The organism is Micromonospora sp. NBRC 110037 (genome assembly GCF_001652995.1).
In the GTDB taxonomy this organism is placed as follows: domain Bacteria; phylum Actinomycetota; class Actinomycetes; order Mycobacteriales; family Micromonosporaceae; genus Micromonospora; species Micromonospora chalcea.
Map to the genome: position 1 here is coordinate 443,270 of NZ_BBVA01000002.1, position 22,639 is coordinate 465,908.

Genomic DNA, 22,639 nt, shown 5'->3' on the forward strand with positions numbered 1-22,639 from the left:
GGTAGCAATGGCCGACATCGTGCTGGACAAGGTGAGCAAGCGGTTCCCGGACGGGACCACCGCCGTACAGGACGTCGACCTGGAGATCGCCGACGGCGAGTTCGTGATCCTGGTCGGCCCGTCAGGCTGCGGAAAGTCCACCACGCTCAACATGATCGCCGGGCTGGAGGACATCAGCTCCGGTGAGCTGCGCATCGGCGGCGAGCGGGTCAACGACAAGGCGCCCCGCGACCGGGACATCGCCATGGTCTTCCAGTCGTACGCGCTCTACCCGAACATGACCGTACGGGAGAACATGGCGTTCCCGCTGCGGCTGGCGAAGCTGGACAAGGAAACCATCAACCAGAAGGTCGACGAGGCGGCGAAGGTGCTGGAGCTGACCGCGCTGCTGGACCGCAAGCCGGCCAACCTCTCCGGCGGCCAGCGGCAGCGGGTGGCGATGGGCCGGGCGATCGTCCGCCAGCCCAAGGCGTTCCTGATGGACGAGCCGCTGTCGAACCTGGACGCCAAGCTGCGCGTGCAGATGCGCACTGTCGTCTCGCGGCTGCAGAAGCAGCTCGGCACCACCACCGTCTACGTCACCCACGACCAGACCGAGGCGATGACGCTCGGCGACCGGGTGGTCATCATGCGCGGCGGCGCGGTGCAGCAGGTCGGCCCGCCGCAGGAGCTGTACGACCACCCGCGCAACCTCTTCGTCGCCGGGTTCATCGGCTCGCCTTCGATGAACTTCGTGCACGCCGCGGTGGAGGACGGGAAGCTGCGGACCGCGCTCGGAGACGTGCCGATCGGCGAGCGGGTCCGCCGCGAGCTGGAGGCCGGTGACGCGCCCCGCGAGCTGATCCTCGGCATCCGGCCGGAGCACTTCGAGGACGCCGCGTTGATCGACGACGAGACCCGCCGCCGGGGCATGGAGTTCGAGGCGCCGGTGGACATCGTCGAGTCGATGGGTTCGGACAAGTACGTCTACTTCACCGTCGAGGGGGAGCGGGCGACCGCCGCCGAACTGGAGGAGCTGGCCGCCGACGCGGGCGCGGCGGACTTCGCGGGCGGCGGCTCGAACCTGGTCACCCGCCTGTCGGCGGAGTCCCCGGTACGCGAGGGCGAGTCGCGCCGGGTGTGGTTCAACCTGGAGAAGATCCACCTGTTCGACCCGGGCAGCGGCCGTAACCTGACGCTGCACGAGGGCCGTTCGGCCGGCGCTCTGGCCGACTGACCCCGGACGCGCGAAGGGCCGGTGGCACGCGGTGCCGCCGGCCCTTCGGCCTGTCCGGCCAGCTCACCCTCCCTCCGTCGTCGGCCATCGGCGTGAGTGGAACGCCACGGGTGTCTCGGCGCGGTTTTGACACCCATGGCGTTCCACCGAGCACGGGCGCGGCGACCCGATGCGCCGATGGCTGCAGAGCAAAGGGGATGCACGGCAGCAGAGGAGAATGAGGTAAGGCAACGGCGGGAGCCGTCGCTCACCAGGAGTGACGCAGCTCCAAGCCGAGGAAGCGGGCGTAACCCGTCAGCGCGGCGTCCACCCGGGTGCGCAGCGCGGCGTCGAACGGCACGAGCTGGTGCGCTGTCACTGTCACCGCCCGCGCGCCGATCGTCCGCGTCCAAGTGCCGACCACGCGCCCGCCGCGCACCACGGTCGACCGGAACATCCCGTTGTTGCCGGGGACCACCGCTGCGGCGTGCGCCGGGTCGAGCATCAGCGACCGGTCCTTGAAGCCGAGCAGGTATTCGTCGAAGCCGGGCAGCGTGTGCACGTCGTCGACGGGCGCGCGGGGCGTGTCGAGCAGCGCGGCGTCGACCACCGCCGGCTCGCCGTCGACCTCGACCGGGGCGAGCAGGTCACCGGCCAGCGTGATCGCCCGGGTCGCGTCGGTGACGGTGAGGCCGGTCCACCGGGCCAGCTCGTGCCGGGTCACCGGGCCGTGGCCGCGCACATAGCGGTGCGCCAGCAACGCCAGCGCCTCGTCGCGCTCCGGGCGGCGCGGATCGGGCGCCCACTCGTCGAGCAGCACGAACGTCTGTTCGTTGCCGACGTGCGGGGCGATGCAGGTGACGCCGCGCTGGCTGGCGTACCAGAGCAGGTGGTAGCCGCGTTGACCATCCGTGTCCAGCCCGGCGGCGCGCAGCGCGGCCAGGCACTCGGCGCGGGTGAGCCGGCCGCCGCCGGCCAGCGCCGCACCCAGCACCTCACCGGCCCGTTCACCGTCGGCGACCGTCAGCCCGAGCTGCCGCCACCGCGAGGCGATGCCGGCCAGCGTCCGCACCCCGGTCAGGTCCAGCAGCCACCGCGCGTCGCGCGCCGGCACCAGGTGCACGGTGCCGCGCATCGGCCAGGTGCGCAGGGCCTCGCGCCGCTCCAGCGCCGCGCGGACGTCGTTCTGGGTGGCGCCGGGAAGGCGTACGCCGAGCGACCACAACCCGCTCGCGGCGTCCTGGGCCTGCATGGCGCCGAACCACTCGACCACGTCGGCGACGCCCTCGGGACGGGCCGTCGGGTGCGGGCGCAGCAGCAGGCCGGTCATCCGTAGCGCGAGCGCCTCGGCGCGGCTGAGGCGAACGGTCACGGGCGTCAGCGTAGGCCCGGGGTCCGACAGCCCCTGATCGCGCTGCGCCGGCCGCGCTGCCGACGAAGCGCGATCCCCCGTTCAGGTTCCCGGCGCGGGGGCAGCCGACTTGGCTGGCGCCGGTCCGACCAGGATCCTCGCTGAGCTGGGCCGGGAAAGCGTTTTCGCGCGGAACTTGCGCAAATCTTGAGCCTCGGTCAGTCGAGCCGCCGGTGCATGACGAGCAGGTCGACGTACCCCCGGGTGGGGTGCCGGAAGCCCTCCGGCACCCGGCCGATCACCGCGAAGCCCAGCGACCGCCACAGCGCGACCGCCCGGGTGTTGGTGGCCACCACTGCATTGAACTGCATGGCCCGGTAGCCGTCGGCCCGGGCCGCGGCGAGCACGTGCCCGGCCAGTGCCCGCCCGACGCCGTGCCCGGCGGCGGCCGGGGCGACCATGAACGAGGCGTTCGCCACGTGGTCGCCGGGGCCGCCCTGGTTGGGCGCGAGCTTCGCCGAGCCGAGCACCGCGCCGTCCGGCGCCACCGCGACCACCGTCCGCGCCGGTGGGCCCGGCATCCAGAGCCGCCGGGCCTGCTCCTGCGTGACGTCCGGGGGCCACGTGTACGTCTCGCCGGCCGCGACGATCTCGCGCAGGAACGGCCAGATCAGTGGCCAGTCGGCGGGGGTGGCGGTGCGGATCTCCACCTGGCGAGCATGCCACGCCCGCCGTTTGACGCGACAAGTAACGGGTAGTCGCGGGAGTTGACCCCAAACGAGGAGGGATCGTCTGATGGATGGCCAGGTCAAGGTCGCGGTGATCTACTACAGCGCGACCGGCATCACCTACCAGATGGCGCAGTCGGCAGTCGAGGCGGCGGAAGAAGCCGGTGCCGAGGTGCGCCTGCGCAAGGTGCGTGAGCTGGCGCCCGACGAGGCGATCCGCTCCAACTCGGGCTGGCAGGCGCACCGGCTGGAGACCCAGGACGTGATGGAGGCCCAGCCGGACGACCTCTCCTGGGCCGACGTGGTGATCATGGGTTCGCCCACCCGGTACGGCATGGTCGCCGCACAGCTCAAGCAGTTCATCGACACCACCGGCCCGCTCTGGGCGGCCGGCGCGCTCGCCGACAAGGTGTACAGCGGCTTCACCTCGACCGCCACCTCGCACGGCGGCCAGGAGGCGACGCTGCTGTCGCTGTACACGATCTTCTACCACTGGGGCGGGATCGTGGTGACCCCCGGCTACACCGACCCGAGCCAGTTCGTCGCCGGCAACCCGTACGGCGCCTCGCACACCAGCAACAACGGCGAGGTGGCCCCGGACCACGTGGCCCTGACCGCCACCGCGCTGACCGCCAAGCGGGCCACGCTCATGGGCGCCGCGCTGAAGCGGGGCATGGCCGGCTGACCGGCGGATGGCGACCGGTGGCCGGACGGGGGCTCTCGAACCCGTCCGGACCACCGGTCGCCCCTCGCCCTACCCGCGATCGGCCGCTCCATGCGCGCTCAGCGCCGGCCGGTCGAGCAGATGTCCGAGCAGATCCGCCAGGACCGAGGTGCCGTCCTGGCTCAGCACCGACTCCGGGTGGAACTGCACCCCGGCGAAACCCGCCCCGCGCAGCGCGTGCACCGCGCCGTCGGCCGGGTCGCGGGACAGCTCCACCGGGCCGTACGGGCCGGTCATCCGGTCGGCGTCGGCGCGGGCGGTGAAGCTGGCGTAGAAGCCGACCCGGCGGGTCACCCCGAACACCGGCACGTCGCGCGGCAACCCCTGGTACGGCGCGTCCCGCCGGTGCAGCGGCAGACCCAGCAGCCCGGCGAGCAGCTGGTGGCCCAGGCACACCGCGAGCGCCGGCCGGCCGGAGGCGAGCAGCTCGGCCAGCAGCGCCCGCAGCGCCACCATCTTCGGCGCTGCCGGGTCCCGCGGATCGCCCGGACCGGGGCCGACCACCACCAGGTCGTACCCGTCGAGCGGCCCCGGGTCCGGCCAGTCCCGCCGGGTCACCGCCAGCCCCAGCGCGCCGAGCTGGTGGGCGAGCATGCCGGTGAACGTGTCCTCGCCGTCGACGATCAGCGCCCGCCGGCCGGCGAGCCCGCGCAGCGCCAGCGCGCCCGGCCGGCGCTGCTCCAGCCAGAACCGGGCCAGCGGCGCGTTGCGGGCGGCCAGCGCGGCGCGTACCTCCGGGTCGTCGGCGTACCTGACGGCCGGCTCGGCGCCAGCGCCCGGCGCGTCCGGGCCGAGACCGAGCGCGGCCAGCACGCCCGCCGCCTTCGCGTGCGTCTCGGCGACCTCCCCGGCGGTCGTCGAGTGCCGCACCAGCGTGGCGCCGACCGGCACCCGCAGCGCGCCCTCGGGCGAGATCTCGGCGGTCCGGATCAGGATCGGCGCGTCCAGCGTCTGCCGGCCCTGCTCGTCGCGTCCGAGCAGCGCGAGCACCCCGGCGTAGTAGCGCCGGCCGGCGCGCTCGTGCCGGGCGATGACCCGGCAGGCGTTCTCCATCGGGCTGCCGGTCACGGTCGGGGCGAACATGGTCTCCCGCAGCACCTCCCGCACGTCCCGGGAGCAGCGCCCGGCCAGCAGGTACTCGGTGTGCGCCAGGTGCGCCATCTCCTTGAGGTACGGCCCGACCACCTGGCCGCCGTGCTCGGCGACCACTGCCATCATCTTCAGCTCCTCGTCCAGCACCATGTACAGCTCCTCCACCTCCTTCGGATCGTGCAGGAAGCGCAGCAGCTCAGCCCGGTCGACGGTCTCGCCCCGGTGCCGGAACGTGCCGCTGATCGGGTTCATCTCGACCAGACCGTCGGCGACGCTGACGTGCCGCTCCGGGCTGGCGCCGACCAGGATCCGGGCGCCGGTGTGCACCAGGAACGTCCAGTACGCGCCCCGCTCGCGCAGCAGCAGCCGGCGCAGCGCGGCCAGGGCCGCGGCAAGTGGGTCGCCCTGCACCGTGGCGCGCATGGTGCGGTGGATGACGAAGTTCGCGCCCTCACCCCGGCCGATCTCGTCGGCCAGCACCCGGTCCACCACCGCCGCGTACTCGTCGTCGGCGATGTCGAAGCCGGCGTCGGTGGTGCGTACGGCGGCGTCGGGCAGCGCGCCGAGCAGCTCGGCCAGTGGTATCCGCCGGTGCGTCTCGACGGTCAGGAACTCCAGCGGCATGCCGTCGTCCACGCACTCGAAGCCACGCTCGGTGACCTGCCGGAACGGCACCACTGCCAGCGTGCGCGGGCCGGCGCCGTCGTCGGGCAGCGGCAGGTCGGCGAGCCGGTCGGCGGTGCGTACCGGGCCGGTGAACAGGTCGACGTGGTCGGCGCCCTCGCGGCGGACGAGCGCGAACGGGCCGGGGTCGTGGCCGGCCGCGACGGCGGCGAGCGGGTCGGACGGGCGGGTCATCGGGTCTCCTCGGTGGGCCGGTGACCGCCGACGTGGGCGACCCGGGATGCCGGGGAAGACCGGCGGCCGCCTCGTCGGGCGGCCGCGTGGGGAAGCTACGCGCGGGGGTGGGCCGCCGGGTCGGCGGGCCACCAGCAGGACAGGTGCGCGGGCATGACCGTCACTGTACGCGATCAGGCCGCCTCCGGTAAGCCGGTCGCGCCGGGTAGGTTGATCGGCGATGGACATCCTCGCTCTCGATCTGGGCACCTCCTCGGTGCGTGGGCTGGTGCTCGACGCGGACGCGGTGCCGCGTCCGGGCGCGCTGGCCCGTCGCCGGGTGCATCTGGTCACCGGGGACGACGGCACCGGGACGCTGGACGGCCCGGCCTACCTGGCGTGCCTGACGGAGTGCCTGGACGAGCTGGCCGCCGGCGGGCACCTGCGGGACGTGGACCTGGTGGCCACCTCCGCGCAGTGGCACTCGGTGCTGCCGCTGGCCGCCGACGGCACCCCGTCGGGACCGGTGCTGACCTGGCTGGACACCCGGCCGGAGGCGCTCGCCGGCGCGGTCGGCCCGGCCGACCCGGCGGACTTCCACAGGCGTACCGGCACGTGGTGGCACCGCTGCTTCTGGTCGGTGCGGCTGCCCTGGCTGCGGGAGCACGGCGCGCGGAACGCACGCTTCACCGGGCTGGCCGAGTACGCGCTCGGCGCGCTGCTCGGCGACGTGCCGATGTCCATGTCGATGGCTTCCGGCACCGGGCTGCTCGACCTGCGCCGCCTGGACTGGGACCCGGAGGCGTGCGAGCTGGCCGGCGTACGCCCGGAGCAGTTGCTGCGGCTGGCCCCGGACGGCTGGCACGGCCGGCTGAACGCGGAGCACGCGCGGCGCTGGCCGCAGCTGGCCGGGGCGCGGTGGGCGGCGCCGGTCGGCGACGGGGCGGCCGCCAACGTCGGGTCGGGCTGCGTCGACCCGACGCGCGCGGCGGTGACCGTCGGCACCTCCGCCGCGGTCCGGATGATGCAGGCCGTGCCGGCGGGCGCGGAGCCGCCGCCGCTGCCGGAGCAGCTCTGGCGGTACCGGGTGGACCACAACCACGTGGTGACCGGCGCGGCGTACTCCAGTGGCGGCAACCTGTTCGCCTGGGCCAACCGGGAGCTGCGGCTGCCCGAGGGCGCGGCGCTCGAGGCGGCGCTGCGCCGGACCACCGGCTCGGTGCGGGCCAACCCGCGGCTGGGCGGTGACCGGCCGCCGGGCACGGCCCCGGCGGGCTCGGGCGAGCTGCGTGGGCTCAGCTTCGGCACCACCGCCGTGGACGTCCTCGCCGGGCTGATGGGTGGCCTGTGCCGGCTCGTCGCCGATGACCTGGTCCTGCTGGAGGGCGGCGTCGGCGAGCCGATGGAGGTGGTCCTCGGCGGCGGGGCGCTGACCGCCTCGCCGTGGTGGCGCGCGGCGTTCGCCGACGCGCTCGCCCCGCGCGAGGTGCGGTGGCAGCGCAACCCGGAGATCGGGGCGGCCGGCGCGGCGCTCGTGGCGCTGGGACGTCTGCCCGAGGCGGCGCACATCGGCGGCATCGGCCGGACGGACGAAACCGCCTCGCACGCGTGACGGTCCGCCCGAAGCGCTGACCGGCCTGCTCGTGCCGTCCGGGCGGCCGTTGACACGGACCGCCGGCCTGGTTGGATGGACTCCGCTCCCCGACGTGGTGGAGTGGAACGAGGAGGCAGGTGTGGGCGCAGGTCCCGACCCGGCTCGTGGCGCGGTCCCGCAGCCGCACCGGCGGCGCTCCGGGTTCCGGCTGCGGGACTGGCGGATGGGCACCAAGCTCGCCACCGTGCTGGTGATCCCGTCGCTGGCGTTCCTCGTCCTGGCCGGCATCCAGACGCGCGGTCTGGTCGGGCAGACCACCACGCTGAGCGCCTTCGCCGAGCAGGTGGGCATCGGCCGGCAGATCGCCGTGGCCGTCGACCGGCTCCAGCACGAGCGGGACCGTACCGCCGGGGAGCTGGCGGGGCTGCGCCGCGCCGGCACCGGCGCCGACCGGGACGCCGCGGTCGCCGCCCTGAAGCCACTGCAGGCGGCCACCGACCGCGCGGTGGCGGACCTGCGTACCGCGGCCGCGCCGCTGGCCGACGCCGACGCGGCCTGGCGGGTGTCCTACTCGGAGGCGCTGGAGGCGTACGACCAGGTCGTCAACATCCGCGCCGCGGTGGCGCCGGCGGTGCTGTCCAGCGACACCGTCCTCAGCAACTACCACCGGTCCGTCGCGGCGCTGCTGAACCTGCTGGCCGAGCCGTCGCCCGGCGGCGGGCGGCAGGAGCTGACCGAGGCGGTGCTGCGCTACGTGCAGCTGTCCCGGGTCAAGGAGTTGTCCTCGCGGATCCGCGCGGAGCTCTACGCCGCCGCCCGCTCCGGCCGGTACGAGGCCGACGACCAGGTGACGCTCAGCGACCTGCGGGCCCAGCAGCTCACCGCGCTCGGCGCGTTCCGGGTCGCGGCGACCGCCGACCAGATCCGCCGCTACGACCAGACCTCGGTCGACCCGGCCTTCGTCGCGGCCACCCGGATGGAGGAGCGGACCCTGCCCGGCGGCGGCGACGCGAAGCCGGCGCTGCTCGACGCGGAGCAGTGGTGGTCGGCCAGTGAGCAGCGGCAGGAGTTGCTGCGCCAGATGGAGAGCGGGGTCGTCGACGACGCGGTACGCCGGGCCGACGACGCCAGCGCCCGGCAGCTGCGCGACACGCTGCTGGTGGCCGGTGGCATCGCCACAGTGCTGCTGGTGGCGGTGGCGATCTCGCTGCTGGTCGGCCGGTCGGTGGCCCGCGGCATGCGGCAGCTGCGCGGCCAGGCGCTGCGGATCGCGCAGGTGGATCTGCCGCTGACGCTGGAACGGCTGCGCACTGTGGACCGTCCGGTCGGCGCGATCGACGTGCCGCCCGCGGTGATCGACTCGCAGGACGAGATCGGCGAGCTGGCCGAGGCGTTCGTCGCGGTGCACCGCAGCGCCGTCGACGTGGCGGTCGAGCAGGCGATGATGCGGCGCAACGTCAACGCCATGTTCGTCAACCTGGCCCGGCGCAGCCAGGTGCTCGTCGAGCGTCAGCTGGAGCTGCTCGACGACCTCGAACGCGAGGAGAGCGATCCGGACCAGCTGGAGAATCTGTTCAAGCTCGACCACCTCGCCGCCCGCATGCGCCGCAACGACGAGAGCCTGCTGGTGCTCGCCGGCAGCGAGTCGACCCGGCGCTGGAACCGCCCGGTGGGTCTGGGCGCGGTGCTGCTGGCCGCGAGCGCGGAGATCGAGCAGTACCAGCGGGTACGCCACGAGAACCGGACGGACCTGCACGTCGTCGGGCACGCGGTGGGCGACCTGGTGCACCTGTTCGCGGAGCTGCTGGAGAACGCCACCTCCTTCTCCCGCCCGGAGACCACGGTGCGGGTCGTCGTCGAGCCGGACGGCCGGGGCGCGCTGGTGCGGGTCGTCGACGAAGGGCTGGGCATGAGCCCGGCGGCGCTGGCCGAGGCGAACGCGGTGCTGGCCGAGCCGCCGGCCGCCGACGTGTCGGCCTCGGAGCGGATGGGTCTGTTCGTGGTCAGCCACCTCGGCGCCCGCAACGGCGTACGGGTGCGGTTGCAGGCCGGCGGCGCGGGCCTGGTCGCCCTGGTGCGGATCCCGGTCGAGCTGCTGGCCGAGGCGCCCGCGCCGGAGGCGGGCCGGCCGGTGCCGGCGGGTCGGCCCGTACCGGGGGTGGACCGGAGCGTCCGCACGCCCATCGGTCCGGTCGCGGCGTCCGGGGCGCTCGCGGCGCCGACGGCCGAGCTGCCGGTGGCGGGATGGCGTCCGGCGCCCGGTCAGCCGGCGGCGCTGCCGCTGTCGCCGCTGACCGGCCGTCCGCTCGGGGACGGGCCGGAGGCGCCGACGTCCGGATCGCCGGCGCCCGCCGCGCCGGCCGGCGCCGCGCCGCGCCCCCGGCCGGCCCGGGCCGAGGACGTCCTGACCCCGGCTGTCGCCGGACCCGCCGGCGGTGGCTGGTTCAGCCGGCAGGGGCCGACGGCGTCGCCGCTGGGTGTGACGCCCGCCCCGGCGCCGACGCCGGTGACCGGAGGGACCAACGAGCGGGGACTTCCGGTACGGGTGCCGATGGCCCAGCTCGCCCCGGCCTCCGTGGCCGACCGCCCGGTGATGCGGCACGAGCCGGACCCGGAGGCGGTCGGCGGCATGCTGTCGCGCCTCTACAGCGGGGTGCGGCGCGCCGAGGCCGAGGAGACCACCGAGATGTACCTGCCGCGCGACGAAGGAGGACGACGACAGTGACGACGTTGAGCCAGGAGGCACGCGACCTGAGCTGGCTGGTGAACGCGTTCGCGGAGCGCGTTCCCGGGGTGGCGCACGCGGTGGTGGTGTCCTCCGACGGGCTCCTGGTGGCGATCTCGGCGCATCTGCCCCGGGACCACGCGGACAAGCTCGCCGCGGTGACCTCCGGCCTGATGAGCATCACCGCGGGCGCGGCCCAGATGTTCGACGGCGACGTCGTCAAGCAGACAGTGGTCGAGATGGGGCGCGGCTATTTCCTGGTGATGCAGATCCGGGACGGCTCGATCCTGGCCACGCTGGCCGGGGCGGACGCCGACATCGGCGTGGTCGGCTACGAGATGGCGCGGCTGGCCAAGCAGGCCGGCGAGATGCTCACCCCGGCGCTGCGGGCCGAGCTGCAGCAGGCGCTGCCGCGCTGATCCGCCGATGCGGGGGCCCGGCCGGCTGCGCAGCCGGCCGGGCCGCCACCGCCTACAGCCCGTTGCGGCGGATCACGTCGCGGTACCAGTGGGCGCTGCGCTTGAGCACCCGCCGCTGGCTCGCGTAGTCCACGTAGACCAGGCCCCAGCGCTGCTCGTACCCCTCGGCCCACTCGAAGTTGTCCAGCAGCGACCAGACGTGGTAGCTCTCCAGCGGTACCCCGTCGCCGATGGCCCGGTGGGCGGCGGCGAAGTGGTCGCGCAGGAAGCTGACCCGCCCGGCGTCGTCGACGTTGCCGTCCGCGCCGGGCACGTCGGGGCAGGGCAGGCCGTTCTCGGTGATGGTGATCGGCACCCGGCCGTAGTCCCGGGTGACCCGGGTGAGGATGTCGTACATGCCCTCGGGGTAGATCTGCTGCCACTCCGCCTCGGAGGTGGGCCACTTGCGGACCGTGCTGCCGTCGCCGGTGACGTAGATCGGCGTGTAGTACTGCACGGCGAGCAGGTCGACCGGGCTGGAGATGATCTTCAGGTCGCCGTCGCGGACGCCGCGGACCAGCCGGCTGTCCGGGCCGCGGTCGTCCAGCACGTCCTGCGGGTACGCGCCCTTGAAGATCGAGTCGAGGTAGAGGCGGTTCTCGTAGCCGTCGTGGAGCTTGGTCGCGGCGGCCGCCTCGGCGCTGTCGTCGGCGGGGTAGCAGGGGTGCAGGTTGAGGGCGGGGCCGATCCGGCCGGTGAGGCCGGAGGCGCGCAGCGCCCGCACGGCGAGGCCGTGGGCGAGCTGGAGGTGGTGGGCGACCAGGTACGCCGCGTCCTCGTCCCGGAAGCCCGGGGCGTGGTGGCCGAAGATGTAGCCGTTCTGCACCACGGTCTTCGGCTCGTTGACGGTCAGCCAGACAGGCACCTGGTCGCCGAGGGCGTGGAACACCGCGTCGGCGTACTCGGCGAAGCGCTCGGCGGTGTCCCGGTTCTCCCAGCCGCCGGCGTCCTGGAGGGCCTGGGGTAGATCCCAGTGGAACAGCGTGGCCATCGGCGCGATGTCACGCTCGTGCAGCCCGTCCACCAGGCGGCGGTAGAAGTCGAGGCCGCGCTGGTTGGGGCGGCCGGAGCCGTCGGCCTGGATGCGGGGCCAGGAGATGGAGAACCGGTAGCTGCGCAGTCCCAGGTCGCGCATCAGGTCGAGGTCCTGCGCGTACCTGTGGTAGTGGTCGGCGGCGACGTCGCCGGTGTCGCCGTTGCGGATGCGCCCCGGCGTGTGGCTGAAGGTGTCCCAGACGGACTCACCCCGCCCGTCCTCCTTGGCGGCCCCCTCGATCTGGTACGCCGAGGTCGCCGCGCCCCAGCCGAAGCCGTCCGGGAAGCGCAGTCCGCGGTCCTGCTCCGGGTCGGTGGCGCGCTCGGGCGGGCTGTCGCAGCCGCCGAGCGCGACTGTCGACGCGGCGGTCGCCGTCGCGGTGGCGCCGGCGAGCCCGGTCCGGGCCGCGCCGGCCGCGGTCGCGGACAGGGCGGCGCGGCGGAGCAGGCGCCGTCGGGTGAGTAACGACATGAGGTTTCTCCTCGGAGTGACGGGCCGCCCTGGGCCGGGAGCGCTCCCATCATAGCCAGGGAGCGGCCGGCCCTGATCCGGCGGTCGCGGCGAGGTGCGGCGCGGCCGGCGGGCGGCCGGAAAGTGGGTGGGCGGGGGCGTCGCTCGGGAACGCCGCTCGGGGCGGCGTGAGCGGCGAGGGGTGGGGTGGATAGCGAGAAAGGCCGTCCGGGTGGCGTGTCACGCCTGTCCCGTCGGCCTCTTTTGCCGTCGACAACGGGGGTTTAGTGTGGGGACGGGGGAGGGCAACCCCCGTCCCCACCGATGGTGCACACACGCACGAAGTGGAATTGGCGTCCGTCGTGCGCGTCGCGCGGGAGCCGGGCCACGCGAGTGGCTCTGGTTCCACCTCCCTCCGTTTGGCGGGTGGCGGCCGGTGGCGGCGTCCGGGCTGGTCCGCCGCCGGCCTCTGGGCCGACGCGCCGGGCACGGGCGTACCCGGCGATCCAGTACTTGTATCACCGTCGATGGAAGCGCTCCCATCGGCGATGCTGCGACTGTAACGCCCGTCACGGGTTTGGAAAAGCCCCTAAACGAGATCGAAACATGGAAGCGCGTATCTGCGCTGGCCGTTGTGGTGGGAGCGCTTCCATGTCACACTCTCGTCACGCCACGCGGAGCCAGTGACGCGAGCGCGGGCCGCCGAGGGCACCCGGTGACAACCGGTGCGGCGCCCCGATCCCCGGCACGGCCGGGACGACCACCTTTCCGGACGCCTCCGTCCCCCCGCGTACGCCCCGTCGACGCGTGGAGGCGCCCCGCCGGGACCCCGAGGTCCCGGCCCGGTCCGAGGAGACACCGCCCACATGAGACTTCTGGCCAGACGTCGCCGTACGGCGATGCTCGCCGCCGCCGCCCTCGTCATAGGCGGGGTGGCCCTGCCCGCGGGCGCCGCCCAGGCCGCGCCCGCCTGCGACGTGACGTATGCGTCGAGCGACTGGAACAACGGCTTCACCGCCAACGTGACCATCAAGAACCTGGGCGACGCGCTCAACAACTGGTCGCTGAAGTTCACCTTCCCGAACAGCAGCCAGCGCGTGGTCCAGGGCTGGTCGGCCCGGTGGAGCCAGTCCGGCAGCGAGGTGACCGCCACGAACGAGTCGTGGAACGGCAGCCTGCCCACCGGCGCGTCCACCAGCATCGGCTTCAACGGCAGCTTCAGCGGCAGCAACCCGAAGCCCACCGCGTTCACCCTCAACGGGGTGGCGTGCAACGGCGCGCAGACCAACCAGCCGCCGACGGTCTCGCTGAGCGTGCCGTCCGGCCCGTTCGAGGCGCCGGCGGACGTCCCGCTGACCGCGACCGCCAGCGACCCCGACGGCACCATCAGCAAGGTCGAGTTCTACCGCAACGGCCTGCTGGTCAACACCGACACCACCGCGCCGTACGGCTACGACCTGCTCGACCTGCCGGCCGGCAGCTACACGGTGCAGGCCAAGGCGTACGACAACGCCGGCGCCTCGGCGGTCTCGGAGAAGTCGTTCACAGTGACCGCGGCCACCGGGCCGAAGCTGGTCGCCACCCCGTCCGCGGTCACCGTGAGCGAGGGCGGCAGCGCCACGGTCCGGTACACGCTCAGCGCGGCGCCCAGCGCCAACGTGCCGGTGACCCTCGCCGTCACCGGTGACAGCGACATCACCGTGTCGCCGACCACGCTGACGCTCACCCCGAGCAACTGGAGCACCGGCGTCACCGCCACGGTCTCCGCCGCGGAGGACGCCGACACGGTCGGCGGCACCGCCACGATCACCGCGTCGGCCACCGGCTACGCGCCGGTCTCCGTCGTGGCCACCGAGGCGGACAACGACAGCCCCGGCGGCGACAACGCCTACATCAAGAAGTTCCTCGACCAGTACGGCAAGATCAAGAACTCGGGGTACTTCAGCCCCGAGGGCGTGCCGTACCACTCGATCGAGACGCTGATCGTCGAGGCGCCCGACCACGGCCACGAGACCACCTCGGAGGCGTTCAGCTTCTGGCTCTGGCTGGAGGCGCAGTACGGCCGGGTCACCCAGAACTGGGCCCCGTTCAACAACGCCTGGACGGTGATGGAAAAGTACATCATCCCGTCGCACGCCGACCAGGCCACGGCCGGCTCGCCCGGCACCCCGCAGTACGCCGCCGAGCACAACCTGCCCAGCCAGTACCCGTCGACGCTGGACGCCAACGTCCCGGTCGGCCAGGACCCGCTGCGCTCGGAGCTGCAGTCCACCTACGGCACCGGTGACATCTACGGCATGCACTGGCTGCTCGACGTGGACAACACGTACGGCTACGGCCGCTGCGGCGACGGCACCACCCGGCCCGCGTACATCAACACCTTCCAGCGGGGCACCCAGGAGTCGGTGTGGGAGACCGTGCCGCAGCCGTCCTGCGACACGTTCAAGCACGGCGGCCCGAACGGCTACCTGGACCTGTTCGTCAAGGAGTCCAACGCCCCGGCCAAGCAGTGGAAGTACACGAACGCCCCGGACGCCGACGCGCGTGCCGTCCAGGCCGCCTACTGGGCGCTGACCTGGGCCAAGGCGCAGGGCAAGGCGGGCGACGTGGCGGCCACCGTGGCCAAGGCCGCCAAGATGGGCGACTACCTGCGCTACGCGCTGTTCGACAAGTACTTCAAGAAGATCGGCAACTGCGTCGGCGCTAGCACCTGCCCGGCCGCCAGCGGCCGTGACTCGGCGCACTACCTGCTCTCCTGGTACTACGCCTGGGGCGGCGCGTACGACGCCTCGCAGAACTGGTCGTGGCGGATCGGGTCCAGCCACAGCCACTTCGGCTACCAGAACCCGTTCGCGGCCTGGGTGATGACCAACGTCGCGGAGCTGAAGCCGAAGTCGCCGACCGCGGCCTCCGACTGGCAGAAGAGCCTCGACCGGCAGCTGGAGTTCTACACCTGGCTCCAGTCGGCCGAGGGCGGCATCGCCGGTGGCGCCACCAACAGCTGGGACGGCAGCTACGCCCAGCCGCCGGCCGGCACCGCCACCTTCTACGGCATGTTCTACGACGTCGACCCGGTCTACAACGACCCGCCGTCGAACCAGTGGTTCGGCATGCAGGCCTGGTCGATGCAGCGCATCGCCGAGCTGTACCTGGAGACCGGCAACGCGAAGGCCAAGGCGCTGCTGGACAAGTGGGTGCCGTGGGCGATCGCCAACACCACGCTGGGCACCGACTGGTCGATCCCGTCGGACATGAAGTGGACCGGCCAGCCGGCCAACTGGAACCCCAGCAGCCCGCAGCCGAACACCAACCTGCACGTCGAGGTGACGGTCAAGGGCCAGGACGTCGGCGTCGCCGGCGCCTACGCCCGCACGCTCATCGCGTACGCGGCGAAGTCCGGCAACACCGCGGCGAAGGACACCGCCAAGGGCCTGCTGGACGCGCTCTCGGCGGCCGCCGACAGCAAGGGCGTCTCGACGCCGGAGAAGCGCGGCGACTACAAGCGCTTCGACGACGTCTACAACGCCGCCGACGGCCAGGGCCTCTACATCCCCAACGGCTGGACCGGGAAGATGCCCAACGGTGACGTGATCGCCCCGGGCAAGAGCTTCCTGGACATCCGCTCGTTCTACAAGAACGACCCGGACTGGCCGAAGGTGCAGGCGTACCTGGACGGCGGTCCCGAGCCGGTCTTCAACTACCACCGGTTCTGGGCGCAGGCGGACATCGCCATGGCGTACGCCGACTACGGCACCTACTTCCCGCAGGGGTGAGGTGACCCCTCCTTCGTGGGCGGGCTCGCGCCCGCCCACGAAGGAGGCCGACCCGGCCGATGGGGGAACGGAGCGGCCGGGTCGGCGGACGGCCTGACGCCCACGGTCAGGCCGGGTGGGCCGGCCGTCCGGCCGACGCAGCGGACCGGCCGGCCCACCACTCCGCCCGGTGACGACCCATGGCGCGAAAAGGCACGCAAAATTCAGCGGTCCACGGGATCACATCCGGGCCGTGGACGGAGTAACGTATTTGACGGAGAGGCCGCTCCCCCCGTGGCGGCCTCTCCATTACTCTTCCCGGACCGGCTCACCGCCGGGCACCGGCGCCGTCACCGGGTGCCGCAGTCCCGGATGCCCGGCCGGCAGCGACCGCCGGATCACCACCCAGCTCGACGCCAGCGCCGCCGCGATCAGCGGCCAGGTGAGCGCCGCCCGCGCCACGGTGAGCGCGACCACCTGCCCGTCCAGCCACAGCGGGATGAACACCGCCAACCGCAGCACGTAGGTGCCCGCCCACACCCAGCTGCCCCGGCCGTACGCCCGCAGCAGCGCCGGATCACGCCGCCACCGGGTCCGCTGGCCCAGCGCCGTGCCGACCACCACGCCGAGCAGCGGCCAGCGCACCACGATGCTCACCGCCCAGGCCAGCGCGCTCGCCGCGTTGGCGGCGATCTGCAGCAGGAAGAAGTCCTCGGCCCGGCCGGTCCGCAACGCGACGAGCGCGGCCACGCAGACCGCGAGCAGCCCGATCAGCACCGAGCGGGGGCGGTCCCCGCGCCGCCACCGCCAGCCGGCCACCGCCGTGCCGGTCAGCAGCGCGGCGAGCACACCGCCGCGCAGCCCGCCGAGCACCCAGCCGAGCCCGAACGCGAGCGGCGGCAGCGTGGCGTCGACCGCCCCGCGCCGGCCGCCGAGCAGGTCGGCCAGCGACTCCGGCCGTGGCCCGGCCTGCGGTTCCCGCTGCGGCGTGCCGGTCACGCCCCACCTCCTCGGATCGCCCGCCTCACCGTACGCCGAAGCCGATGGCGCTCCGCCGCGCGCGTCGGCGGCCCTACCGTTAAGTTGTCCGGGTGCGGGAGACGGCAAGGGGTTGGACGGCGGTCTGGTTGGTCGTACTGGCCCTGCTGCAGACAGCTGCGTTCGTGCTGGTGTGGCGCTTCGCCGTGCACACCGAACTGGGCCAGTGGCTGGACACGGTGGCGCTGACCGGCAACCAGATCGGCCAGGACCGCATCGACGGTCCGGTCGACACGCTCCTCAACGCCATGTCCGTGGTGTCGCTGCTGGCCGCGACCGCGGTGATCGGCTTCATCGCGCTGATCCGGGGCCGCAAGGCGCTGGCCGTCACCGCGACGCTGCTGATCGCCGGCGCGAACGTGACCACGCAACTGCTCAAGCACTTCCTGGTCCGGCCCGACTTCGGCATCGACCCGGAGCGGGCCGCCGCCGGCAACAGCCTGCCCAGCGGCCACACCTCGGTGGCCGCCTCGGTGGCGGTCGCGCTGATCCTGGTGCTGCCGCGCAAGCTGCGGGCGGCCGGGGCGTTCCTCGGCGCCGGGTACGCCGCCGCCGCGGGCGTCGCCACGCTCTCCGCCGGCTGGCACCGGCCCAGCGACGCGGTCGCCGCGTACCTGGTGGTCGGCGCGTGGGCCGCGGTCGCCGGGCTGGTGCTGCTGGTCTTCCAGCGGGAGCAGGCGGTGGTCGAGCCCGGCGACGCGCACCGGGTGACCGCCGCCGTGCTCGGCGGCGCCGGCGCGGTGGCGCTGCTGGCCTCCGCGCTCGCGTTGTCCTGGCTGGTGGACCGCTCCACGATCCCCGTCGAGGCGCTCAGCCGCCGTCAGCTCTTCGTCGGGTACGCGGGCAGCGCGGCCGGCATCGCCGGCACGATCGCCGTGGTGGCCGCGCTGGTGCTGGTCGTGGTGCACCGGCTGGTGCCCCGGTGGAAGGGCTGATCCGGCGGATGGAGACGGTACGGGCGGCGTTCCGGGCCGAGTGCGACCGCCTGGAGCGGGTGCTGCGCGACCTGGACGACGCGGCGCTGGACCGGCCCACGCCGTGCCCGCCGTGGCGGGTGCGCGACCTGATCGCGCACGTGAGCACCGGGGCCGGACGCCTGGCGGGCATGCTCGCCGAGCCCGCGCCGCCCCGGGCCGAGGTGGACGCGACCGCCTACTTCGGCGCGGCCAAGTTCAGCCCGCCGGTGGACCGGGACCGTGTCGAGGGCGCGCAGCGTGCGGCCCGGGAGCACCCGGGCGCCGCCGAGGTGGCGGCGGAGTTCGGCCGGGCCTGGCGCGCCACCGACGAGGCGGTCGCCGCGGAACCGCCCGCACGGGTGGTGCGTACCCGCCACGGTGACGCGATGGCGTTGCCGGAGTTCCTGCGTACCCGGGTGGTGGAGGTCGCGGTGCACGGCCTGGACCTGGCCGACGCGCTGGACCGGACGCCGTGGCTGACCCCGGCCGCCGCGGACGTGGTGATCGGCGTGCTCACCGGCGGCGTGCCGGTGCCGCCCGGACTGGGCTGGGACGCGCTCACCGTGCTGCGCAAGGCCACCGGGCGGCTGCCGGTCACCGGCGACGAGCGCGCGGAGCTGGCCCGCGCCGGCATCGGCCGGCTGGCTTTCGGCGGCTGACCTCAGCGCCCGGCGCAGCGCCGCAGGTGCTCCAGCACGATCGGGTCGATCCGGCCGGGCACGAAGCGTTCCTCCAGGTTCTCCAGACCCGTCCAGGCGGCCAGCGCCTCGTCCAGTCCGGCCGGGCCGACCGGGTGCCCGGTGGCGGCGAGCAGTTCGGCCACCTCGGCGGCGAGCGGGCCGGTGAGGTCGCGCAGCGTGGCCGGATCGGGGCGGCCGAACAGCATGTGGTGGATGCCGAGCAGGCGGCGCAGCTCGGAGACCGGGTCCACATGATCGTCCACCCGCAGGTCCACCAGCTCGTCGCCGGTTCCGGCGTAGCCGCCGTGGCGCTGCACCACGAGCATCGCCGCGCTCTGCCGCCCGCGCCGGTCGCCGCCGGCCGCGTCGCCGGCGGTGAGCGCGGCCAGCAGCCGCTGCGGGAACGGCAGCTCCGCACGGGCCAGCCAGGCGTCGCGCAGCGCGTCGATCACCTGCGGGCCGGTCAGGATGTTGCCCTGTGCGGCCCAGCCGTCGCCGGCCTGCCCACCGGCCCACGGGTGGCAGCGCGGCCCGGTCCAGGTGGCCCCGTCGCCGGTCGCGCCGACCACGGCGAGCTGCCGGTCGTCGCGTCCCGGATCGGCGGCCACCAGCCCGGCCACCGCGTCGGTGGCGCTGACGCCGGTCCGTAGCAGCGCGAGCGCCTGCGCCCGGTAGGCGAGGTTGGCGTGCGCCTGGGTGGCGACCGCCCCGACCAGCGCCTCGGCGGCCGGCACCAGCGCCCCGGCGGCGAGGAACCGGCTGGCCACTGCCACTCCGAACAGGCGCCCGTCGGCGGAGCGGGCGACGAGCGAGAAGGTCACGCGCGGATCGTAGCCCGCAGGGCGGGCACGGGGCCCCGCTCCGGCGGCACCGCTCAGAACGGCGGCGCGGCGTCCTCCGGCGGCCGGCCCCAGGCACGCCGGGCGTCGGCGACCGCCACCGCCGTCAGGACCGCCGCGGCGAAGCCCGACGCGACGAGCGGCGCGAGGCGCACCAGCAGCGGTACGGGCAGCAGCAGCGCGGCGATCCCCACCAGCCGGGACGGGGAGACCCGGCCGAACACCTCGTACTCGAAGCGGGCCCGGCCGGCCAGGAACACGGCCGGCCCGCCGAGGATCACGGCCAGCCAGGGCAGCTCGTTGTGCCCGATCGGGTGCTCGATCACCAGCTCGTAGCCGATCGCGGTGGCGACCACGCCGATCACCATGACCAGGTGGGTGTCGGCGGCGGACCGGCCGACGGTGGCCGGGTGCGCCGCCCGGGTCACCGCCTCGCCCAGGATCTGCCCGGCCCGCTGCACGTAGATCCGCCACAGCAGCACCGAGGTGGCCAGCGCGACGGCGAACGCGGTGACCATGCCGGGGCTGGTGGGGGAGCGGGTGAACGACAGGCCGGCGAGCAGGATCGTCTCGCCGAGCGCGACCAGGAAGATCTGCTGGTAGCGCTCGGCCAGGTGCTCGCCGTGGATGTCCCAGCGGGAGACCGTGGACCGGCCGAGGCCCGGCACCGGCCAGCCGAACCGGGCGGCGAGGTACTCCAGCACCAGCGCCGCGGTCCAGAGCGCCACCCGGGCGTTCACCGGCAGCAGCGCGCCGGCCAGCCAGAGCACGCCGGTGGCGCAGAACGTGATCAGCATGCGCCGCTTGAGCCGCCGGTACTGCTGGTTCTGCAGCACCAGCACGAGGATCGCCGGCCGGCTCACCTGGGCCACCACGTACGCGGTGGCGAACATCAGGCCGCTGTGGCCGAACGCGCGGGGGATCGCCACCCCCATCACCATCGCCGAGATCAGGGCGGTGATCACGATGATCTGCAACCACAGCTGGTGCGGGTCGTAGCGGCTGGTCGTCCACGCCGTGCCCTGCCACACGGCCCAGAGCGCGAGCAGAAGCAGCAGCGTCTTGCCGCCGCCGGTCACCGCCGACCAGCCCGTCTGCCCGCCCTCCAGCACCAGGTCCTCGAAGGCGCGCGCCGAGATCCGGGTCAGCGCGAACACGTACACCAGGTCGAAGAAGAGCTCCAGGAACGTGGCCCGGTCGGGGCCGCCGCCGGAGCTGCGCAGCGCGGCCGGCTCGGCGGTCCTCACCGCGCTGCCCCGTCCCCGGTCCACCTCATCCGGCAGTCGTAACACTCTTTCCCGGCGTCTCGGCACCGATCGCCCATATCGGTCTGGATCTTGCTCGCGGCGGTGCCGGACGGGCACCATCGACGGGTGACGAACCGATGGGGCATGACAGTGCCGCTGGGCGGTATCCCGCTCGCCGACCACGCCGCCGTCTACGCGGCCCTGGACGACGCCGGCTTCACCGACGTGTGGTCCTCGGAGGTGGCCGGCGCCGACGCGTTCACCCCGCTGGCCCTGGCCGCCGCCTGGTCGCCGCGACTGCGCCTCGGCACCGCGATCACACCGGTGTTCACCCGCGGTCCGGGACTGCTGGCGATGAGCGCCGCCGCGCTGGCCGAGGCGGCGCCGGGCCGCTTCGCGCTCGGCGTCGGCGCCTCGTCGCCGGTGCTGGTGCGGGACTGGAACGCGATCGAATTCGACGAGCCGTTCAAACGGACCCGGGACGTGCTGCGCTTCCTGCGGCCCGCGCTGCGCGGCGAGACCGTCGACGGCGCGTTCGACACGTTCGCCGTACGGCGCTTCACGCTGGAGCGTCCGCCGAGCGTGCCGCCGCCGGTCGTGCTGGCCGCGCTGCGCCCCGGCATGCTGCGCCTGGCCGCCGCCGAGGCCGACGGGGTGATCCTCAACTGGCTGGCCGCCGAGGACGTGCCGACCGCCCTGGCCGAGGTGGGCGAGCGCCGCCCCGGGTTCGAGGTGGCCGCCCGCATCTTCGTCTGCCCCACCGAGGACGCCGCGTACGCCCGCGCGCTGGGCCGCCGCATGATCACCGGCTACCTCACCGTCCCCGCGTACGCCGCCTTCCACAGATGGCTGGGCCGCGAGGACACGCTCGGTCCGATGTGGGCGGCATGGGCCGCGGGGGACCGGCGGGGCGCCTCCGCCGCCGTACCGGACGAGGTGGTCGACGCGCTGGTGCTGCACGGCTCGCCCGAGCAGTGCGCGGCCGCCGTCCGCCGCTACGCCGACAACGGCGTCGACGTGCCGGTGCTGGCGGTGCTCCCCACGCCCGAGATCACCGAGGGCGGCGCGGCGGCCTGGATGGATCTGCTGCCCCGGCTCGGCCCCGGGAAGGTGGCCTGAGATGAACCTGACCGACCGGGTGGTCGTGATCACCGGCGGGGCCGGCGGGATCGGCGCGGCACTGGGCCGACGGTTCGCCGCCGAGGGCGCCGCCGCCGTCGTGCTGGCCGACCTGGCCGCCGACGCGGCCCGCGCCACGGCCGAGGCGATCGGCCCGGTCGCCACCGGCGTCGGCCTCGACGTCACCGACGAGGCGGCGGTACGCGCGCTCGTCGAGGAGACCGAGCGCCGCCACGGACGGATCGACCTGTTCTGCGCCAACGCCGGAGTGGCCACCGGCGGCGGCATCGACGCGCCGGACGCCGACTGGGACCGCTCCTGGCGGGTCAACGTGTTGGGGCACCTGCACAGCGCCCGCGCGGTGCTGCCCGGCATGCTCAGCCGGGGCCAGGGCCACCTGCTGCTCACCTGCTCGGCGGCCGGTGTGCTCACCGCGGTCGGCGACGCGCCGTACACCGCCACCAAGCACGCCGCCGTGGGTCTCGCCGAATGGCTGGCGATCACCTACCGGGACGCCGGCATCCGGGTCAGCGCGCTGTGCCCGCAGGGCGTGGACACCCCGATGCTCGCCGACGGCCTCACCGAGGGGCACCTGGGCGCCCGGGTGATCGCCGCGTCCGGGACGATCCTCAGCCCGGATCAGGTCGCCGACGCGGTGATCGCCGGGCTGGCCGAGGAACGGTTCCTGATCCTGCCGCACCCCGAGGTCGCCGACTACGCCCGCCGCCGTGCCGAGGACCCGGACGGGTGGCAGGCCGGGCTGCGCAAACTCGTCCGCAAGCTGCGCGCCGCCGACCGCTGAGCCCTCACGGCGCGGA

17 protein-coding genes are annotated in these 22,639 nt (G+C 74.2%); 10 read left to right on the forward strand and 7 right to left on the reverse strand.

The features are described from left to right. Positions 1-7: 7 nt before the first annotated feature. On the forward strand, positions 8-1,216 hold the full coding sequence (locus tag A4R25_RS02040) for an ABC transporter ATP-binding protein (RefSeq protein ID WP_064445391.1): 1,209 nt from the start codon (positions 8-10) through the stop codon (positions 1,214-1,216). A 247-nt stretch (positions 1,217-1,463) separates the two neighbouring features. On the opposite strand, the gene A4R25_RS02045 is transcribed toward A4R25_RS02040, so the two are convergent. Both A4R25_RS02045 and A4R25_RS02050 read right to left on the reverse strand, forming a co-directional pair. After that, positions 1,464-2,567 carry a winged helix DNA-binding domain-containing protein gene (locus A4R25_RS02045; RefSeq protein ID WP_064445392.1) on the reverse strand — a complete coding sequence of 368 codons (1,104 nt, stop codon included), beginning with the start codon at positions 2,565-2,567 and terminating at the stop codon, positions 1,464-1,466. Positions 2,568-2,764: 197 nt separating this feature from the next. Next, the gene (locus A4R25_RS02050) at positions 2,765-3,256 is read right to left on the reverse strand and encodes a GNAT family N-acetyltransferase (protein WP_064445393.1); all 492 of its coding nucleotides are present in this window, start codon (positions 3,254-3,256) and stop codon (positions 2,765-2,767) included. 85 nt (positions 3,257-3,341) lie between these two features. On the opposite strand from A4R25_RS02050, the gene wrbA reads away from it, so the two are divergent. Next, complete coding sequence (wrbA, locus tag A4R25_RS02055; protein WP_043329810.1) at positions 3,342-3,959, forward strand: NAD(P)H:quinone oxidoreductase; 618 nt, start codon at positions 3,342-3,344, stop codon at positions 3,957-3,959. A gap of 69 nt (positions 3,960-4,028) precedes the next feature. Here the strand turns inward: wrbA and A4R25_RS02060 are convergent, their stop codons facing one another. Beyond that, positions 4,029-5,948: a chorismate-binding protein gene (locus tag A4R25_RS02060; protein WP_064445394.1), complete on the reverse strand. Its 1,920-nt coding sequence runs from the start codon at positions 5,946-5,948 to the stop codon at positions 4,029-4,031. Positions 5,949-6,168: 220 nt separating this feature from the next. Between A4R25_RS02060 and A4R25_RS02065 the strand changes: the two genes are divergently transcribed. The 3 genes from A4R25_RS02065 to A4R25_RS02075 all read left to right on the forward strand — a co-directional run bounded on the left by A4R25_RS02065 (position 6,169) and on the right by A4R25_RS02075 (position 10,665). After that, positions 6,169-7,539: an FGGY family carbohydrate kinase gene (locus A4R25_RS02065; RefSeq protein WP_064445395.1), complete on the forward strand. Its 1,371-nt coding sequence runs from the start codon at positions 6,169-6,171 to the stop codon at positions 7,537-7,539. Positions 7,540-7,660: 121 nt separating this feature from the next. Next, positions 7,661-10,246, forward strand: a complete 2,586-nt coding sequence (locus A4R25_RS02070; protein WP_231915405.1) for a nitrate- and nitrite sensing domain-containing protein — start codon at positions 7,661-7,663, stop codon at positions 10,244-10,246. 5 nt (positions 10,247-10,251) lie between these two features. Next, on the forward strand, positions 10,252-10,665 hold the full coding sequence (locus A4R25_RS02075; RefSeq protein ID WP_196806755.1) for a roadblock/LC7 domain-containing protein: 414 nt from the start codon (positions 10,252-10,254) through the stop codon (positions 10,663-10,665). Between the two features lie 52 nt (positions 10,666-10,717). Here the strand turns inward: A4R25_RS02075 and A4R25_RS02080 are convergent, their stop codons facing one another. Beyond that, positions 10,718-12,211 (reverse strand): GH1 family beta-glucosidase, encoded by a 1,494-nt coding sequence (locus tag A4R25_RS02080; RefSeq protein ID WP_064445397.1) that lies wholly within the window; start codon positions 12,209-12,211, stop codon positions 10,718-10,720. Between the two features lie 854 nt (positions 12,212-13,065). Between A4R25_RS02080 and A4R25_RS02085 the strand changes: the two genes are divergently transcribed. Further along, complete coding sequence (locus A4R25_RS02085) at positions 13,066-15,963, forward strand: glycoside hydrolase family 48 protein (protein ID WP_181373777.1); 2,898 nt, start codon at positions 13,066-13,068, stop codon at positions 15,961-15,963. A gap of 288 nt (positions 15,964-16,251) precedes the next feature. Here the strand turns inward: A4R25_RS02085 and A4R25_RS02090 are convergent, their stop codons facing one another. Further along, entirely contained in the window at positions 16,252-16,941 is a 690-nt protein-coding gene (locus A4R25_RS02090; protein WP_064445398.1) for a DUF3159 domain-containing protein, read from the reverse strand. A gap of 92 nt (positions 16,942-17,033) precedes the next feature. On the opposite strand from A4R25_RS02090, the gene A4R25_RS02095 reads away from it, so the two are divergent. Both A4R25_RS02095 and A4R25_RS02100 read left to right on the forward strand, forming a co-directional pair. Continuing rightward, the gene (locus A4R25_RS02095; protein ID WP_043329825.1) at positions 17,034-17,915 is read left to right on the forward strand and encodes a phosphatase PAP2 family protein; all 882 of its coding nucleotides are present in this window, start codon (positions 17,034-17,036) and stop codon (positions 17,913-17,915) included. An 8-nt stretch (positions 17,916-17,923) separates the two neighbouring features. Then, positions 17,924-18,595 (forward strand): maleylpyruvate isomerase N-terminal domain-containing protein, encoded by a 672-nt coding sequence (locus tag A4R25_RS02100; RefSeq protein WP_064445399.1) that lies wholly within the window; start codon positions 17,924-17,926, stop codon positions 18,593-18,595. Positions 18,596-18,597: 2 nt separating this feature from the next. On the opposite strand, the gene A4R25_RS02105 is transcribed toward A4R25_RS02100, so the two are convergent. Both A4R25_RS02105 and A4R25_RS02110 read right to left on the reverse strand, forming a co-directional pair. Next, positions 18,598-19,437, reverse strand: coding sequence for a DUF1028 domain-containing protein (locus A4R25_RS02105; RefSeq protein ID WP_043329827.1), 840 nt, complete (start codon positions 19,435-19,437; stop codon positions 18,598-18,600). Between the two features lie 53 nt (positions 19,438-19,490). After that, positions 19,491-20,702, reverse strand: a complete 1,212-nt coding sequence (locus A4R25_RS02110) for a low temperature requirement protein A (RefSeq protein WP_064446431.1) — start codon at positions 20,700-20,702, stop codon at positions 19,491-19,493. A gap of 144 nt (positions 20,703-20,846) precedes the next feature. Here A4R25_RS02110 and A4R25_RS02115 point away from each other — a divergent pair, with 144 nt between their 5' ends. Further along, the gene (locus A4R25_RS02115; RefSeq protein WP_064445400.1) at positions 20,847-21,821 is read left to right on the forward strand and encodes an LLM class F420-dependent oxidoreductase; all 975 of its coding nucleotides are present in this window, start codon (positions 20,847-20,849) and stop codon (positions 21,819-21,821) included. Between the two features lies 1 nt (position 21,822). Further along, positions 21,823-22,623 (forward strand): SDR family oxidoreductase, encoded by an 801-nt coding sequence (locus A4R25_RS02120; RefSeq protein ID WP_064445401.1) that lies wholly within the window; start codon positions 21,823-21,825, stop codon positions 22,621-22,623. Positions 22,624-22,639 lie beyond the last annotated feature (16 nt).